The sequence below is a fragment of the Sphingomonas spermidinifaciens genome (genome assembly GCF_002351485.1).
In the GTDB taxonomy this organism is placed as follows: Bacteria; Pseudomonadota; Alphaproteobacteria; order Sphingomonadales; family Sphingomonadaceae; genus Sphingomonas; species Sphingomonas spermidinifaciens.
Genome location: NZ_NWMW01000001.1, coordinates 1,997,383 through 2,013,925 on the forward strand (window position 1 = coordinate 1,997,383; position 16,543 = coordinate 2,013,925).

Below are 16,543 nucleotides of genomic sequence, written 5' to 3' on the forward strand. Positions count from 1 at the left end.
CGCGGACTTGATCCGGGGTGACGAGGAAGTGAGATTACCGTGAGCGGTGGAACGCCCAGCTGATGCTCGCGCCGCCCGGCGGGGCTTCGCCGGTGAGGACGAGCTGGCGGGTCGCGATCGGGCGGCCGAAGGCGTTGATCCACAGGCTCTCCTCGATCGTCAGCGCCGCGCCCTTCGCGCGGAACTGCCAGAGGAGCTGGCCGGGCAGGCGCAGGAACGCCGCCTGTCCATCCGAAGTCGGCGCGACCTCGACATCGGGGGCGAGGTGGAAACGGATCGCGAAAGGCACCGCGTCGCGACGCCGCCGGCGCCCCTCGGGCAGCAGCATGTCCTCGCCGCGCAGGTCGCGCCCGTCATTGCCGAGTGCGAGCAGCCGGCGGTGGACGAGGCCGAAGCGGCGGACATAGCCATTGTGGCTCGCCTCGATTCGGCTGGTCGCGTCGCTTTCCTGCCGCGACAGCTCGACCTCGGCCACGCCCTTGCCGAGCGTGCCATCGGCATGGAGCGCGGTCGAGTTCGAATCGCCCAGCACCAGCGTCGAATGCGCGGCGGTGGTGCGAAGCCCCTCGGCAAGCGCGGCGGGCACCTGCGCCACCGCCGATCGCGCGCCGCCGCAATTGACGACGATCCGGCTTGCCCCGTCGGAGAACTCGAAGGCCAGGGTCGAGGCGCAACCGCCATCGACCATCCGCGCGACCGGCGGCGGGGCGGCATCGACGATGATCAGCGTGTTGCCCGCCGACATCCGCTGATAGCCCCATTCGCGCGCCTGGCGAAGCGGCCGTGTTCGCACCCCCGTCGCCTCGATCGTCTGGACGATCAGCTCGGGATCCTGCGGGCAGCCGCCCTGCCAGCTCGACAGCGCCTTGTCCGCATGGCTGACGCCGAGCAGCGCGGAGACCATCTTCGGCAGCCGCTCGGCCACCGCCTCGGGCAGGTCCATGCGGCGCGCGGCATAGGTGCCGCGCAACATCGTCACGAGCTGGATCGCATCATAGAGCGAGGCGGGCGACCGGCCGACGATACCGCCGTCTTCGGTCAGCGAGGCCGCCATCGCCTTGGCGAGCCCCGCCTCGCCGAACACCCGGCGCGGATCGCCGCCGGGGATCATCAGCCCCGCCGCGACGACCCCGCACCACGCGGCGATGCGCGGCGCGCCCGCGGGCGCTTTGTCCGCCGTCCGGTCAAGATGCCGAGCGCCGCGCGCCAGCGCGTGCAGCACGTTCGAGCGATAGACGAGGTCGGTCGAGGACAGGATCAGCGGCGCATGCGCGGTCCAGTAGAGGATGCGCCGGCCCCACAGATCGGGGCGCCACGCCGGCTCGGAGATCATCGCGCCGTGTGCGGCGATCCACTGGCGCATGATCGCCTCGGCGATCGGTGCACCCACTGCCCTTGTGGTGACGCTCGACAGGTCGCGCAGCCAGGCGAAGGCGTGAAGGTGCTCGCCATAGGCCTTGGAGAAGGTCGGGCGGTCGAGGCCGAGCATCCCCACCGGCAGCGCCTCGCCCCGAAAGGCGAGTTCACCGTCCAGCAACGCCTGTCCGCGCTCGACATCGCCGAAGAAGGGATCGTCGGCGACGGTCAGCAGCTTGAGCGGGTGCCGTCCCTTGAGCTTCAGCGTGTGGATCGGCGTGCGCCAGGTCAGACGGTGGAACCGCTCGGCGATGCGCTCGGACAGCGACAGCCCCCCGTCGCCGCCTTGGCGGATCAGCCGCTTGCCCTCCTCGATCCCGTCGGCGCCGGAGTCGAGCGGGGGCAGATCGTTCAACCGCCCCTCAAGGCGGCGATGTTGGCGGCATAATGATCCGGCCCGCCGCGAAACGCCGCGGTGCCCGCGACGAGCGCGTCGGCCCCCGCTGCGATCACCCGCGCGGCATTCGAGGCATCGACGCCGCCATCAACCTCGAGGTCGATGGGCTTGCCGAGCTTGTCGATCGACTTGCGGATCGCCTCGATCTTGCGCAGCTGGCTGTCGATCAACTTCTGACCGCCGAAGCCGGGATTGACGCTCATCACCAGCACCAGATCGACATCCTCGAGCAGATAGTCGAGCAACTTGGCAGGCGTGGCGGGGCAGAGGACCACGCCCGCGCGCTTGCCCAGCGCCTTGATCCGCTGGACGGTGCGGTGCGCATGCGGCCCCGCCTCGACATGGAAACTGATGCAGTCGGCCCCCGCCTCGGCAAAGGCCTCGAGGAACGGGTCGACGGGCTCGATCATCAGATGGACGTCGAAGGGCTTGGCCGAGTGCGGGCGCAGCGCCTTCACCACCGCCGGGCCGATCGTCAGGTTAGGGACGAAATGCCCGTCCATGACATCGACATGGATCCAGTCCGCCCCCGCCGCGTCGATCGCGCGCACTTCCTCGCCCAGCCTGGCGAAGTCGGCGGAGAGGATCGAGGGCGCGATACGCACGGATGCTTGCATGATCGCGCTTCCTTAGCAGCGGTTAGCGCCGCGGCAATGTCCATTCACAAGCGGCGAAGTCGCGTGATGAAAAAGCCGTCGAGCCGGCCCGCATCGGCAAGCATCGTCGGCAAGGTGCGAACCGTCCCGCCGTCGCGTGGCTCGATCCCGGCCGGCAGCTCGTCGGACCGGATCGCCTCGATCGCATAGTCGGCGCGGTCGGCTAGGAAGCGGGCGAGCTGGTCCTCGCCCTCGTCGGGTTCGAGCGAGCAGACGGCGTAGACCAGGCAGCCACCCGGCTTCACCCAGTCGGCGGCGCGCGCGAGCATCGCGGCCTGCAATTCGGCCGTCTCGGCGATCAGGCCGGGATGTGCGCGGTGAAGCACGTCGGGGTGGCGGCGATAGATGCCCGTCGCGCTGCACGGCGCGTCGAGCAGCAGCGCCTCGACCGGGGCGGCGGGCTTCCACTTCAGCGCATCGGCGGCGACGAGGTCGGCATCGAGGCGGGTGCGCGCCAAGTTGGTGCGAAGTCGCGCCAGCCGACTTTCGGCGATGTCGAGCGCGGTCGTGCGCCAGCCGGCGGCGGCGAGCTGCATCGTCTTGCCGCCGGGCGCGGCGCACAGGTCGAGCGCAGTGCCCGCGCCCTTGCCAAGCAGGCGCGCGGGGATCGTTGCCGCAAGGTCCTGCACCCACCACTCGCCCTCGGCATAGCCGGGCAGCGCGGCGATATCCGCACCGGCGGGCAGGCGGACATGACCTGGAGTGAGGCTGACGCCACCGAGCCGCTCGGCCATGGCGTCTGTCATGGCGGGATCGCGGAGCGTCAGGTCGACGGGTGGCGGCGCGGCGATTGCCGCACGCGCTGCCTCGACCATCTCGGCGCCGTGCGCTCTGCTCCAGCGCGTTTCGACCGCCTGGGGCAGCGCGGGGAGGTCGGGCAGCGCCACCCCCGCCCGCATCAGCGCGCCATAGACGCCGTGGACGAGCTTGCGCGGCCCGCCATCGACCAGCGGCAGCACCGTGGCGATGGCGGCATGGGCGGGCGTGTCGAGGCGCAGCGCCTGGACGAGGGCGATGCGCAGCACCGTGCGCGCCTTGGCATCGTCGGGCAACTTCTGGCGCGTCGCGCCGTCGATCAGCGCGTCTAGATCGGGCAGTCGCCGCAGCGCTTCCGCCGCGATCGCATGCGCGAGGCCGCGGTCGGCGGGCGACAGCCCCTCACCCGCGCGTGACAAGGCCGCCTCAAGCGCCTGTCCACGGCGCAGCACCGCGTCAAGGATGCGCAGCGCGGCGCGGCGCGGCGCAGTGCCGACGGGATCGAAACGGGGGCGATTGGGATGACGATGCTGGGACAAGTGGGCGCCTTAGGGGGAAGCGGGGCACAGGTGAAGGGGGTGCGGGGTCGGATCGACTCTGACAGGACCACGGCTACAGTCCGCCAAACCGTTGGCCTCGGGCAGCGATCGAGCGAAGTCGAGAGCCCGTGTCGAGAAGGAGGGGCCTCGATACGCCGTCTCGACAAGGTCGAGGGCTACTCGGGGCAAACGGAAGGGTGTCAGTGCTGGACATCGATAGGGCGCGGGCGGGGCTCCACTCCCTGCAACCTCCGATCATCCCAGCGAAAGCTGGGGCAGCTGGACCCCGGCCTCCACCGGGGCACGAGTCAGCTCAACGCGCGTCGCGGTCCAGAGCGGCGGCGAGGAGGTCGCGCAGCTTTTCGAGCGGCCCGCGTGCGTCCGTAGCCGGCGACCGCGCGCGTCGCGGTCCTGCCTCGCTCGCGAGCAATTGCTGAACGCCGCGGATCGTATAGCCCTGCCGGTTGAGCAGGTCGTCGATGCGGCGGACGAGCGCCACATCCTCGGGGCGGTAATAGCGGCGCTGACCCGCGCGGGTCAGCGGCCGCAGTTCGGGAAATCGCTGTTCCCAGTAACGCAGCCGATGCTGCGGCAGGCCGGTTGCCTCGGCAACCTCGCCGATCGTCCTGAAGGCGGCGTCGGCCTTGGCCCGGCCGGCCATGGCGGATGTCAGGCGCCGGCGACGATGCGGTCGCGCATCATCTGGCTGGCGCGGAAGGTGAGGACGCGGCGCGGCGCGATCGGCACCTCGACGCCGGTCTTGGGATTGCGGCCGATCCGCTCGCCCTTGTCGCGCAGGATGAAGCTGCCGAAGCCCGAGATCTTGACGTTCTCGCCCTTGGCCAGCGCCTCGCACAGATGACCCAGTATCTGCTCGACCAGCTTCGACGATTCGCTGCGCGACAGGCCGACTTCGCTGTGCAGCGTCTCGGCAAGATCGGCGCGGGTCAGAGTTCCGGCCTGCATTGCTCACTTCCCCCGGTTGAAACGGTAGCTAACCCTATCAGAACGCACGCCGCAAGCAATTGCCGCTTTGGGGCGATGCGAACCCACGTCCTAATATCGGACGACCGCCGCGCCCCAGGTGAAGCCGCCGCCCATCGCCTCGAGCACGAGGAGCTGGCCGCGCCGAATGCGACCATCGCGGATCGCGGTGTCGAGCGCGAGCGGGACCGACGCGGCGGAGGTGTTGGCGTGCTGATCAACGGTAACGACGACGCGCTCGGGCGACAGGTCGAGCTTGCGCGCGGTCGCGTCGAGGATGCGGGCATTGGCCTGGTGTGGGACCAGCCAGTCGATCTCGTGCGGTTGATGCCCCGTCACCGCCAGCGTCTCGCGCAGCACCGCCGCCAAGTTGACGACGGCGTGGCGGAACACCTCGCGTCCCTTCATGCGGAGCTTGCCGACGGTGCCCGTGGTCGACGGACCGCCATCGACGTAGAGCATGTCGTTGTGGCGGCCGTCGGCATGGAGGCGAACGGCAAGCACGCCCTCGTCCTCTGTCTCTCGCGCCTCGAGCACGATTGCGCCGGCGCCGTCGCCGAACAGAACGCAGGTCGCGCGATCCTCCCAATCAAGGATGCGGCTGAACGTCTCGGCCCCGATCACCAGCGCGCGGCGGTGCGCGCCCGCGCGGATCATCGTGTCGGCGACCTGAAGCGCATAGAGGAAGCCCGAGCACACCGCCGCCACGTCGAACGCCACACAGTCGTTGATGCCGAGCGCCGCCTGCACACGCGTGGCAGTCGCGGGGAAGGTCTGATCGGGGGTCGCGGTCGCCAGCACGATCAGGTCGATCGCCTGCGCGTCGATCCCCGCCGCCTCCAGTGCGCGGCGGGCGGCATCGGTGGCGAGGGTCGAGGTGGTCTCCCCCTCCCCGGCGATATGGCGGAAGCGAATGCCTGTGCGCTCGACGATCCATTCGTCGCTCGTATCGACGCGCTGCGAGAGCTCGTCGTTCGAGACGCGCCGCGCGGGAAGCGCCGCGCCGGTGCCGGCGATGACAGCGCGGACGGTCATGCCGCGCGCGCTTCGATATTGCCGAGGTCGTCGCCGATGCGCCGGATCAGGTCGTCCTCCACCAGCTTGCCGGCAAGCTTGAGCGCGTTGGCGATGCCCGCGGCGTTGGCCCCACCATGGCTCTTCACGACCAACCCGTTGAGGCCGAGGAAGACCGCGCCATTATGATTGTTGGGATCGAGATGGTCGCGCAGCAGCTTGGTCGCGGGGCGCGAGATCAGGAAACCGATCTTCGAGCGGATCGAACTCGAAAAGGCGCGGCGGAGCAGGTCGGCGACGAAGCGCGCGGTGCCCTCCGCCGTCTTGAGTGCGATGTTGCCGGTGAAGCCGTCGCAGGCGATCACATCAACCTCGCCCCGCGACAGGCGATCGCCCTCGATAAAGCCGGTGAACGCCATCGGCAGGTGGGCCGCGCCGCGCAGCCGCTGCGCCGCATCGCGAATGATGTCGGTTCCCTTCAGATCCTCGGTCCCGATGTTGAGCAGCGCAACGCGCGGTCGCTCGAGATCGAGCGCGGTGCGCGCGTAAGCGGCGCCCATCACCGCGAACTGGACGAGGTTGCGGGCATCGCACTCGGTATTGGCGCCGAGGTCGAGCATCACCGTGTCATTGGCGCCGAGGCTGGGCAGCAGCGCGGCGAGCGCGGGTCGGTCGATGCCGGGAATGGTGCGCAGCGAGAGTTTCGCCATCGCCATGAGCGCGCCGGTATTGCCCGCCGACACCGCAGCGCCCGCGCGCCCCTGCTTCACCGCATCGACCGCAAGGCCCATCGAGGTAACGCGCGCACGGCGGATCGAGGTGCTCGGTTTTTCTTCCGAAGCGACGGTCTCGGGCGCGTGGACGATCTCGACCCTGCCGGTCAGGCCCGGCTGCGACTCGAGCGCGGCGCGAATCGCCGCTTCGTCACCCACCAGCAGGAACGACAGCTCGGGCCGATCGGCGGCGGCACGCGCCACGCCATCGAGGATGACGGCGAGCCCGCCGTCGCCGCCCATCGCATCGACGGCGATCCGCGCGCTCTCCGCCATGTCCCGTTATCGTTCCTTGAACCCTAAGTTCGGTGTCCCGTCAGGCTTCGATCGCGACGATCTCGCGGCCGTTATAATGGCCGCACGACCCGCACAGGATGTGCGGACGCTTGAGTTCGCCGCAGTTCGGGCACTCCTGGAACGACTCGACCTTCAGCGCATCGTGCGAACGACGCATGCCGCGCCGCGACGGCGTGGTCTTTCTCTTGGGAACGGCCATCTCGGCACACCTTCTTCGACAACTGAGTTCGGGGTCGCGATACGCCCCTCGCGCGGGTCGGGCAAGCGCGCAAACAAGTGCGCGCCCGCACCACCACGTGGCCGGGGCAGGTCGCGAAGCGAGGGTGCGCCTATAGCGATTTCGTCGTGCGTTGCAAGCGCGGGGACACGGTGGCAGGTTCGTCTTGCAACTTGGGGGATAACGATGACCTTGCCAGTGACGCTAGCGACCGCGGGCGCGGCGGCTCTGATCAACCTGTGGCTGGCGGTACGTATCCTGTGCATCCGATTCGGGCAGAAGATCCTCTATGGCGACGGCGGCGATGCGCGGCTGGCGGCACGGATGCGCGCGCAGCTCAACTTCGCCGAATATACGCCGCTGATCCTGATCCTGATCGCCGCGATCGAATGGAGCGCAGGCAGCTCAATCTGGCTGGCGGGCGCGGGCGCGCTCTACATTGTCGGGCGGGTCGCGCATCCGATCGGCATGGACGGCTTCCTGCCCGCGCGGCAATTCGGCACCGTCGTCACGCTGTCGCTCACCGGCATGCTGGGGCTGACGGCGCTTACGTTGGTCTTCGTCGGCAAGCCGGTGATGGCGACCGACGGGCCGGTGGTGCCGAGCATCTATCGCGGCTGAGCCAGGATGCGCTCGTAAAGGGCGACATACTCGTCGGCCATCCGCTCGATCGAGAAGCGCGCTTCGACCGCGCGGCGACACGCGGCGCGATCAATCTCGCCCAGCCGGCCGACCGCGGCGATCGCGTCGTCAAGCGAGTCGACGAGGAAGCCGGTGACGCCGTCCTCGATCAGCTCGGGCATCGACCCGCGCCGCATCGCGATGACAGGAGTGCCGCAGGCCATCGCCTCGATCACCGACAGGCCGAAGGGTTCGTCGAAATTGATGAGGTGGAGGAGCGCTGCCGCGCCGCCCAGCGCGGCCACGCGCTCCGCTCCGCCAACCGCGCCGGGATGGGCGATGCGCGGCGACAGGCGGGGTGCCACGTCACGCTCGTAATAGCCCGCGTCCTGGACGATGCCGTACATCGACAGGCGTCGGCCGGTCGCCTCCGCTACCGCGATCGCTTCTGCCGCGCCCTTGTCGGGGTGCATCCGGCCGAAGAAGAGGAGGTCGTCGCTACCCTTCGGGTCAAAGGTGAAGTCCTCGACCGGGATGCCGTGATGGACCGTCGCGGCATAGCGTAGCGCCGGGTGCCGGTCGGCATCGCTGATCGCGACATAATGCACGCGGTCCTGATAGGGCGCGTACATCGGCAGGATGCGGTCGGACGAAAAGCCGTGGATCGTCGTCACCATCGGCGTCGGCACAAGATTGGCGAAGGCGTGGGCGGGAAAATCGGCCTGATTGTGGATCAGGTCGAACTCGCCCGCACGCTCGAACACATGCGCGAGATGGCGGTGCTCCCAGACCTTGGCGTCGACCGAAGGGTCTTCGCTGTAGGGGGCGGGCACTACCGCTGCCAGCTTCGCCGAAGTGAGCGAATCGGCGGTCGCGAACAGGGTGACGTCGATGCCCTTGGCCACCAGCGCCTCGGTCAGCAGGCTCGTCACCAATTCCCATGGGCCGTAATGCCGGGGCGGCGTGCGCCAGGCGATCGGCGCGATCATCGCGATCTTCATGTCAGGACCACGCCCTCGTCGCCCATCAGGATGACGGCGCCATGCTCGAAGCCGGGCAGGCCGCCCAGCGTGCTGAGCCGGGGGGTCAGGCCGCGCGCCCAGTCGGGCAGCAGGAGCCGCGCGGGCTCGGCGGTCAGGTTAAGAGCGACGAGCACGCGCGTCTCGCCTTCGCGGCGCTCATAGGCCAGCACGGCATCGTCGGCATGGACCGGATGCCAGTCGCCCACCGATAGCGCCGGCGTCACACGGCGCAGTGCGATCAGGTCACGGTGAAGCGTCCAGCTCGACCCGGCATCGCCGCGCTCGGCCGCGACGTTGCGCGCGCGCCAGTCGGAATGGAGCGGCAGCCACGGCTCGCCGGTGGTGAAGCCCGCACAGGCACTTTCGTCCCAGGCCATCGGCGTGCGCACTGGATCGCGGCTCAGGCCCTTGCCCGGTTCGCGCAGCTCGCGCGGGTCCGCGACCTTGTCGGGCGGGATCGCCACATCGGCGATGCCGATCTCGTCACCATAATAGATGGTCGGCGTGCCGCGCAGCGTGAGGTTGAGCATCGCCGCAACCCGCGCCTGCGCCGCCCCGAAACGCGTCGCCGCGCGCGGGCGGTCGTGATTGCCGAGCACCCAATTGGGCCAGCCCGCCTCGGGCAGCGCCAGCTCGTACGCCTCGATCAGCGTCGCAAGCGCGCGCGGGTTCCAGGGCGCGTCGATCAGCTGGAAGTTGAAGGGCAGGTGGACGCCCGGCGCCTCGGCCGAGCCGTAATAGGTCATCAGCTTCTCGACCGGCAGATAGATCTCGCCGATCAGCAGGCGGTCTTCATAACTATCGGCGATCGCGCGCATCTCGGCGGCGATGCCATGGACTTCCGGCTGGTCGGTCGAATGGAGCTGAAGCACGCGCCACATCTCGCCCATGCCCTCGGCAAAACCGGGGTTGGGCGGGTTGTCGGGGAACTCGGCATGCTTGACCATGTGCCAGAGCACGTCGATGCGGAAGCCATCGACGCCGCGGTCGAACCAGAAGCGCAGCACGTCCATCATCGCCGCGCGCAGCTCCGGATTGCGCCAGTTGAGGTCAGGCTGTTCCTTGAGGAAGGCGTGGCTGTAATATTGGCCGGTCGCGGCGTCATACTCCCAGGCCGGGCCACCGAAATCGCTGATCCAGTTGTTGGGCGGCCCCCCACCCGGCGCGGGATCGCGCCAGATGTACCAGTCGCGCTTCGGGTTCTCGCGCGACGACCGGCTCTCGACGAACCAGGGATGCTGGTCGGAGCTGTGATTGGGCACGAAATCGAGCAGCACCTTGAGCCCGAGGCCGTGCGCCCGCGCAAGCAGGGCATCGAAGTCGGCGAGCGTGCCGAAGCGCGGGTCGATCCCGCAATAGTCGGCGACGTCGTAGCCAAAGTCCGCCATCGGCGAGGGGAAGATCGGCGAGATCCAGATGGCATCGACGCCGAGATCGACGAAATAGGGCAGCCGCGCGGTGATGCCGGCGAGGTCGCCGATACCGTCGCCGTTCGAGTCCTGAAACGAGCGCGGATAAATCTGATAGAGCACCGCCCCGTGCCACCACGGGCGGCTCATGCAATCCGGCCCTTGTCGATCCGCGTCAGGCGACAGGCGAGATCGGCCTCACCGCTCGCCACCAGATAATGGTCGCCGGCATCGACGATCCCGGTCGTGAAGACCACGCTGTCGAGATATTTGCTTTCGGCGAGATGGCCGGTCAGCTGCGGCGCGGGTTCGATCAGCGGTGTATGCTCGGTCGCCACCGTAATTGACGGGTCGTCGCGGTCGAGGATGGACCAATAGGTGCGATAGATGCCGACCTCGGCCCCCGGCTCCACCCCGTGCCACAGCGTCAGCCAGCCGCGCTTCGTCAGGATCGGCGGTGTCCCGCCCCCCATCCGCGCCGTCGAGACGGTGGCGGCATGGGGGCGAAGGCCCGGCTTCTCATAGGGTTTCCAGTGGAGGAGGTCGGGTGAGGTGGCGAGATTGATCGCCGGCCCCGCGCGCCACTCGGCCCCCGGCGGATAGGCGAACCAGGTTTCGCCCAAGGGCCGCGTCTGCGCCCAGTAGCGGCCGCCCGACTGACCCTCGAAAATGAGCATGTCCTTGTTCTGGTGGTCGAGGACGATCCCCTCCAGCGTCCACTCCATCGCATCGCGCGACCGGTGGAGCGTGGTGCAGAGCCGCTCGGGGCTGACCGAGCAGGTGGTCATCACCCATTCGTTGCCGACGCGGGAAATGCGCGGGTCTTCGACGCCGTACGCCTGATAGCTGGCGGCAGGCACGATCGCACGGTCATAGTGGATCGCCTCCACCCGCTCGCCGTCGGACGAGAGTTCCACGGGAAGCAGCCAGGAAAGCGAAGTGAGCGCGAGTGGGCGCCACGGATCGCCAGTGATCTTCAGGATGCGCGGGTCCGTTGCATCGACGCGATCGGCCGGCCATTCATCGACCACGTAGCGGCCGTTCTCCCAGCGCAGCGACCGGGTGCCGGCATCGACCAGCCCCTCCGCCACGCGGACCATCATCAGGAGGTTGCCCGAGGGGAGCCGCGTGAAGCCCGGGTTGAACGCGCCGAGGACGAAGGTCTCGGCCTCGCAGCGCCCCCGAAGCGGCGAGCGCGAGAGATCGACGTCTTGGGGTTCGAAGATCAGGAAATCGTCGCGCAATCCACCCTCCCGTCGCTGCCCCCGAAGACGACGGGATGGGCGGAGTGGTTCCGTCCCTTTACCACGCAAGACACGCGGACATGATCCGGGTGACGTGGGAACGAGAGGGCTAGCCCCGTAGTCGCTCGTGGTGGCGGATCACCTCGTCGATGATGAAGCGCAGGAACGCCTCGGAAAATTCCGGATCGAGATCGGCCTCCTCGGCCAGCCGGCGAAGGCGGGCGATCTGCGCCTCCTCGCGGCTGGGATCGGCAGGGGGCAGGCCCTGCTCGGCCTTATAGCGGCCGACCGCCTGCGTCACCTTGAACCGCTCGGCGAGCAGGCAGACCAGCGCCATGTCGATGTTGTCGATGCTCTGGCGGTACCGCCCCAGCGTTTCGTCGGTCACGACGGCCCCTTCCCTTACGTTGCCGCCTGATGGCCTTTGGTCCGCCTCCGTGCAAGCGACTTGCGTTTGTCATGGTGAAAGGCCAAGTCGGCGGCCAATGAGTGCTTCCGTGCATCGCCTGGGGTCGCGCCCGCCCGCCTCGCTCGATCCCATGGTCGCCGTGACGGCGCATGACATGAACTGCGTCAACGCGGTCATCCTCGACCGGATGCAGTCCGACATTCCGCTGATCCCCAAGCTTGCCGGTCACCTGATCGCCGGCGGGGGCAAGCGGATGCGCCCGATGCTGACGCTCGCGAGCGCCAGCCTGCTCGGCTATGGCGGCACGCGCCACCACCGCCTCGCCGCCGCGGTCGAGTTCATCCATACCGCGACCTTGCTCCACGACGATGTCGTCGACGGCAGCGACCTTCGCCGCGGCAAGCGGACCGCCAACATCATCTGGGGCAATCCGGCCAGTGTGCTGGTCGGCGACTTCCTGTTCAGCCGCAGCTTCGAGCTGATGGTCGAGGACGGCAGTTTGAAGGTCCTCAAGATCCTGTCGAACGCAAGCGCCGTGATCGCCGAGGGCGAGGTCAACCAGTTGACCGCCGTCCGCCGCATCGACCTGTCCGAGGAACGCTATCTCGAGATCATCGGCGCCAAGACCGCCGCGCTCTTCGCCGCCGCGTGCCGCATCGCCGCGGTGGTCGCCGAACGGCCCGAAGGCGAGGAAGCGGCACTCGACGCCTATGGCCGCAACCTCGGCATCGCATTCCAGCTGGTCGATGACGCGATCGACTATGTCAGCGATGCCGGCACGATGGGCAAGGACGCCGGCGACGATTTCCGCGAGGGCAAGATGACGCTGCCCGTCATCCTCGCCTATGCCCGCGGCGATGCCGAGGCGCGCGCCTTCTGGATGAAGGCGATTCGCGACGGTGACAGTAGCGACGCGATGCTCGCCGAAGCCGTCCGGCGAATGCAGGACACGCGCGCGGTCGAGGACACGATGGCGCGCGCACGCCATTACGGCCAGCGCGCAATCGACGCGCTGGGCCCCTTTTCTTCCGGCGCCGCCAAGGACTCGATGATCGAGGCGGTCGAATTCGCCGTCGCCCGCGCCTATTGATCGTAGCAAGCGCACGGCTTGTCAGCGGATGATCGAACAGATCATCAGCTAAGGCATTGAATAGGCTCATCGTTTAGTTCGATTGCGGGGTCGTGAACGCGGTGTTGGCGCGCGTTCATGCAACGGCATGCATGATGTCCGGGTTGGACAGCTGTACCGACCGGGAGAAGTGACATGCGTACCCCCATCATTATCGCCGCCATCGCCGCCGCCATCATGCCCGCCGTTGCGCCGGCAGCCGCCGCTGCCCCGCAAGGCTGGGGCCAGTATCACCGCAGCGCCCGTGCCGACTGGCGCGACTATCGCCGCGACCGCCGCGAGAATTATCGTGATTTCCGCCGCGACCGCCGCGAGAACCGCCGCGACTTCCGCCGCGGCGAGATCAATCGCCGCCAGTTCTGGCGCGAGAACCGTCGCGATTATCGCGATCTGCGCCGCGACAACCGCCGCGACTATCGCGATTATCGTCGCGGCTGGTGAGTGAGTGAGGACGGGGCGACCGGATCGCGCCGCCCCGTCCTTCTCCGTAACGGGAGGTGAATGAACGGGTCGGCGTGGGTTCAGCCCCTTCGCGCTAGATCAGGGACCCGACCCCGAAGTCGAGGAGAGTAGCATGCGTATCTTTGCCATTGCCGCCGCGCTCGCGGCCACCATCCTGCCGACCGCCGCCGCCACCGCGGCGCCCGCACCCGCCGGGACCGCGGTCATCGCCGCCTCTGCGGCAGCTTTCGCGCATCCCGGCCAGCGCTGGCGCGGCGATCGCTGGGACCGGCGCCACTGGAATCGAGGGCGTCACTGGCGCGACCATCGCCGCCACTGGCGTGACGACCGCCGCGCCCGCCGTTACTGGCGCCAGGCGCGCCGCGACTGGCGCTACGACCGGCGCTTCTACAATCGTGGCGCCTATTATCGCGGCTGGTAAGCGATAATCGAAGGGGCGGCCCCGGCGGGCCGCCCCTTTTTCATTCGTCGTCCTCGTCGATGCTCAGCGCGTCCTCTTCATCGCCGTTGAGCTGCTGATCGACCGCCTCTGCGATCAGGTCGAGCTGCTCGAAGGTCGCGGTCAACTCGATCGTCTCGCCGTCCTCGTCCTCGATCATCAAGAGATAGCCGTCGCCGGTCGGGCTGATCGCCAGGCTGGCAAGTGCCTTTGCTGCCATGTTCGGTCTCCATGCGCGTAATGGGGGCTGCGCGAGGGTGGCATACGCACGAATTGTGCCTTGGCTCCCTCGCGGCTACCCCGCGGTGCGATGAGCGACCTGCCGATCCACGCCGTACTGCCCCAACTGCTCGCTACGCTCGGCGAGCGGAACGCCGCGGTGCTGGTCGCGCCGCCGGGTGCGGGCAAGACGACGGCGGTCGCGCCGGCCCTGCTGACCGAGCCCTGGTGCAAGGGCGAAGTGCTGCTCCTCTCCCCCCGCCGTATCGCCGCGCGCGCCGCGGCCGAGCGGATGGCGGCACTGGCGGGTGAGCCGGTGGGGCGGACCTTTGGCTATGCCACGCGCCTCGACAGCAAGCGGTCGGCGGCGACGCGCGTCACGGTCATGACCGAGGGCATCTTCGTCGCACGCATCCAGGCCGATCCTGAACTGGCGGGCGTATCGGCGGTGCTGTTCGACGAGGTGCACGAACGCAGCCTCGACAGCGATTTCGGCCTCGCGCTCGCGCTCGATGCACAGGCGGCGCTGAGGCCTGACCTGCGCCTTCTCGCCATGTCGGCGACGCTCGACGGCGCACGCTTCGCCGCGCTGATGGACGGGGCTCCGGTAATCGAAAGCGAGGGGCGCAGCCACCCGCTCGGGCTTGTCCATCTGGGCCGCAACGGCGCCGCGAGGATCGAGGACGCCATGGCGTCCGCGATCCGCCTGGCGCTCCGCGAGCGCGAGGGCGGTCTGCTCGCCTTCCTGCCCGGCGTCGCCGAGATCCAGCGCGTGGCCGAGCGACTGGGCGAGGCGGAAGGCGTGCGCCTTCACAAGCTCCACGGCAATATCGATCCTGCCCGCCAGCGTGCCGCGATCGGTCCCGAGCCCGATGGCGCACGCAAGCTCGTGCTCGCCACCTCGATCGCCGAAACCTCGCTGACGCTCGATTCGATCCGGATCGTGGTCGATTCGGGGCTGGCGCGCCGCCCGCGCTACGATCGGGCGGCGGGGATGACGCGGCTCGTCACCGAACGCGCGAGCCAGGCGTCGGCGGCGCAGCGCGCGGGGCGCGCGGCGCGGCAGGGACCGGGCACCGCCTACCGCCTGTGGGAAGCCGCCGCGACCGCGGGGATGCCGCGTTTCGACCCACCCGAGCTGCTCGAGGCCGACCTGTCGGCGCTCGTGCTCGACTGCGCAATCTGGGGCGTCGCGGATCCGCGCGAGCTGAAATGGATCGACCCACCCCCCGCCGCCGCGGTCGAGGAGGCACGGGCGCGGCTGGCAAGCCTCGACGCGCTCGATTCCGATGGGCGCCCGACGGCGCATGGCCGACATCTCGCGCGCCTGCCGCTGCCGCCGCGACTTGCGCACATGCTGGTGCGTGCGGGCGGGCTGGGGTTGGCGCGGACCGCGGCGGAGATCGCGGTGATGCTGGGGGAGCGAGGCCTTGGCGGCAACGATCCCGATCTCGAGCTGCGCCTCCGCCGCTGGCGGGACGAACGCAGTCAGCGTGCTGACGCGGCGAGGCGCATGGCCGGGCGCTGGGCGGGACTCATCGACAGCAACACGGCGACAGCGACTTTCGACCACCCTGTCGCGGCCTGCATTGCCCTCGCTTTTCCCGATCGCATCGCGCGGCGACGCGATTCGGTCGGCGAGCGCTGGGCCAGCGTCGGCGGGCGGGGCTTCGTCCTCGATCCCACCTCCAGCCTGGCCAGCGCCGAATGGCTCGCTGTTGCGGAGACGCAGGGCTCGGCCGCGGGCGCGCGGATCCTGTCGGCGGCGGTGCTCGATCTTCCGGCCGTGGAGGCGCTGTTCGCCGATCGCATCGAGACGCGGCGCGAGGTGCGCTTCGATCCCGCGACGGGCGGCGTCGTGGCCGAGCGGACGCGGCGGCTGGGCGCAATCGCGCTGTCACGCGGCCCTGATTCAGGCGCCTCGATCGAGGCGATCCAGGCGGCACTGGTCGACGGGGTTCGCCGGCATGGCGTCGCGATCCTGCCCTGGGACGAGGGGGCGGCAGCACTCCGCGCACGTGCCGCCTATGCCGGGCAGCCGCTCGACGACGTGGTGTTGGCCGAGCGGCTCGACGAATGGCTACCCGCGCTGGTTGCCGGCAAGCGGCGGCTCGACGCCATCGCGCCGGGCGCGTTGACCGAAGCGCTGCGCGGTCTGCTCGGCTGGGACGCGATGCGCGAGGTCGACCGCATCGCGCCGGCGCGGTTCGAGAGTCCGGCGGGGTCCAGCCACGCGATCGACTATGCCGCGGAGGGCGGGCCGCGGGTCGAGCTGCGCGTGCAGGCGCTCTATGGCCTGTCGGAACATCCGGTGATCGGCCGCGACCGCGTGCCGCTCGTCCTCAGCCTGATCTCCCCCGCTGGCCGGCCGATCCAGACGACGCGCGACCTGCCCGGCTTCTGGGCGGGCAGCTGGAACGCCGTCGCCAAGGAAATGCGCGGCCGCTATCCCCGCCACCCCTGGCCCGACGACCCCGCCGCCGCCGACCCGACGCTCCGCACCAAAAAGGCGGATGCACGCCGCCGCGAATCGCATTAAA

Annotated in this window: 18 protein-coding genes; 5 read left to right on the forward strand and 13 right to left on the reverse strand. The window is 69.3% G+C overall.

Going from position 1 to position 16,543, the window contains the following annotated elements:
* Positions 1 to 34 precede the first annotated feature (34 nt).
* The 8 genes from COC42_RS09510 to rpmF all read right to left on the reverse strand — a co-directional run bounded on the left by COC42_RS09510 (position 35) and on the right by rpmF (position 7,031).
* Entirely contained in the window at positions 35 to 1,771 is a 1,737-nt protein-coding gene (locus COC42_RS09510) for a heparinase II/III family protein (RefSeq protein ID WP_096342870.1), read from the reverse strand.
* Positions 1,768 to 2,430 (reverse strand): ribulose-phosphate 3-epimerase, encoded by a 663-nt coding sequence (gene rpe, locus COC42_RS09515; protein ID WP_096342871.1) that lies wholly within the window; start codon positions 2,428 to 2,430, stop codon positions 1,768 to 1,770. The genes COC42_RS09510 and rpe overlap by 4 nt, the downstream gene beginning before the upstream one ends.
* 44 nt (positions 2,431 to 2,474) lie before the next feature.
* Positions 2,475 to 3,764 carry an RsmB/NOP family class I SAM-dependent RNA methyltransferase gene (locus COC42_RS09520; RefSeq protein ID WP_096342872.1) on the reverse strand — a complete coding sequence of 430 codons (1,290 nt, stop codon included), beginning with the start codon at positions 3,762 to 3,764 and terminating at the stop codon, positions 2,475 to 2,477.
* Between the two features lie 313 nt (positions 3,765 to 4,077).
* Entirely contained in the window at positions 4,078 to 4,425 is a 348-nt protein-coding gene (locus COC42_RS09525; protein ID WP_096342873.1) for a MerR family transcriptional regulator, read from the reverse strand.
* An 8-nt stretch (positions 4,426 to 4,433) separates the two neighbouring features.
* Entirely contained in the window at positions 4,434 to 4,730 is a 297-nt protein-coding gene (locus COC42_RS09530) for an integration host factor subunit alpha (RefSeq protein ID WP_096342874.1), read from the reverse strand.
* Between the two features lie 90 nt (positions 4,731 to 4,820).
* Positions 4,821 to 5,783 carry a beta-ketoacyl-ACP synthase III gene (locus COC42_RS09535; protein ID WP_096342875.1) on the reverse strand — a complete coding sequence of 321 codons (963 nt, stop codon included), beginning with the start codon at positions 5,781 to 5,783 and terminating at the stop codon, positions 4,821 to 4,823.
* A complete protein-coding gene (gene plsX / locus COC42_RS09540) occupies positions 5,780 to 6,811 on the reverse strand; it encodes a phosphate acyltransferase PlsX (RefSeq protein WP_096342876.1) in 1,032 nt (343 codons plus the stop codon). The genes COC42_RS09535 and plsX overlap by 4 nt, the downstream gene beginning before the upstream one ends.
* A 40-nt stretch (positions 6,812 to 6,851) precedes the next feature.
* Positions 6,852 to 7,031 (reverse strand): 50S ribosomal protein L32, encoded by a 180-nt coding sequence (gene rpmF, locus COC42_RS09545; RefSeq protein ID WP_096342877.1) that lies wholly within the window; start codon positions 7,029 to 7,031, stop codon positions 6,852 to 6,854.
* 204 nt (positions 7,032 to 7,235) lie between these two features.
* On the opposite strand from rpmF, the gene COC42_RS09550 reads away from it, so the two are divergent.
* Positions 7,236 to 7,670, forward strand: a complete 435-nt coding sequence (locus COC42_RS09550) for an MAPEG family protein (RefSeq protein ID WP_096342878.1) — start codon at positions 7,236 to 7,238, stop codon at positions 7,668 to 7,670.
* Here the strand turns inward: COC42_RS09550 and COC42_RS09555 are convergent.
* From COC42_RS09555 to COC42_RS09570, 4 genes are all read right to left on the reverse strand, one after another.
* Positions 7,658 to 8,671, reverse strand: coding sequence for a glycosyltransferase family 4 protein (locus tag COC42_RS09555; RefSeq protein WP_096342879.1), 1,014 nt, complete (start codon positions 8,669 to 8,671; stop codon positions 7,658 to 7,660). The two genes, COC42_RS09550 and COC42_RS09555, sit on opposite strands and share 13 nt — an antisense overlap.
* Positions 8,668 to 10,251 (reverse strand): alpha-amylase family glycosyl hydrolase, encoded by a 1,584-nt coding sequence (locus COC42_RS09560; RefSeq protein ID WP_096342880.1) that lies wholly within the window; start codon positions 10,249 to 10,251, stop codon positions 8,668 to 8,670. Before COC42_RS09560 ends, COC42_RS09555 begins: the two co-directional genes overlap by 4 nt.
* Positions 10,248 to 11,345, reverse strand: a complete 1,098-nt coding sequence (locus COC42_RS09565; protein WP_096342881.1) for a glycoside hydrolase family 130 protein — start codon at positions 11,343 to 11,345, stop codon at positions 10,248 to 10,250. Before COC42_RS09565 ends, COC42_RS09560 begins: the two co-directional genes overlap by 4 nt.
* Before the next feature lie 109 nt (positions 11,346 to 11,454).
* Positions 11,455 to 11,733, reverse strand: coding sequence for a chorismate mutase (locus tag COC42_RS09570; RefSeq protein ID WP_096342882.1), 279 nt, complete (start codon positions 11,731 to 11,733; stop codon positions 11,455 to 11,457).
* Positions 11,734 to 11,830: 97 nt separating this feature from the next.
* Here COC42_RS09570 and COC42_RS09575 point away from each other — a divergent pair, with 97 nt between their 5' ends.
* The 3 genes from COC42_RS09575 (at position 11,831) to COC42_RS09585 (ending at position 13,766) form a co-directional block, all read left to right on the forward strand.
* Positions 11,831 to 12,844 carry a polyprenyl synthetase family protein gene (locus tag COC42_RS09575; RefSeq protein ID WP_096342883.1) on the forward strand — a complete coding sequence of 338 codons (1,014 nt, stop codon included), beginning with the start codon at positions 11,831 to 11,833 and terminating at the stop codon, positions 12,842 to 12,844.
* 174 nt (positions 12,845 to 13,018) lie between these two features.
* Positions 13,019 to 13,324 carry a hypothetical protein gene (locus COC42_RS09580; protein WP_096342884.1) on the forward strand — a complete coding sequence of 102 codons (306 nt, stop codon included), beginning with the start codon at positions 13,019 to 13,021 and terminating at the stop codon, positions 13,322 to 13,324.
* 133 nt (positions 13,325 to 13,457) lie between these two features.
* Positions 13,458 to 13,766 (forward strand): hypothetical protein, encoded by a 309-nt coding sequence (locus COC42_RS09585; RefSeq protein WP_096342885.1) that lies wholly within the window; start codon positions 13,458 to 13,460, stop codon positions 13,764 to 13,766.
* 40 nt (positions 13,767 to 13,806) lie between these two features.
* On the opposite strand, the gene COC42_RS09590 is transcribed toward COC42_RS09585, so the two are convergent.
* A complete protein-coding gene (locus tag COC42_RS09590; RefSeq protein ID WP_096342886.1) occupies positions 13,807 to 14,004 on the reverse strand; it encodes a hypothetical protein in 198 nt (65 codons plus the stop codon).
* A gap of 90 nt (positions 14,005 to 14,094) precedes the next feature.
* On the opposite strand from COC42_RS09590, the gene hrpB reads away from it, so the two are divergent.
* A complete protein-coding gene (gene hrpB / locus COC42_RS09595; RefSeq protein ID WP_096342887.1) occupies positions 14,095 to 16,542 on the forward strand; it encodes an ATP-dependent helicase HrpB in 2,448 nt (815 codons plus the stop codon).
* Position 16,543 lies beyond the last annotated feature (1 nt).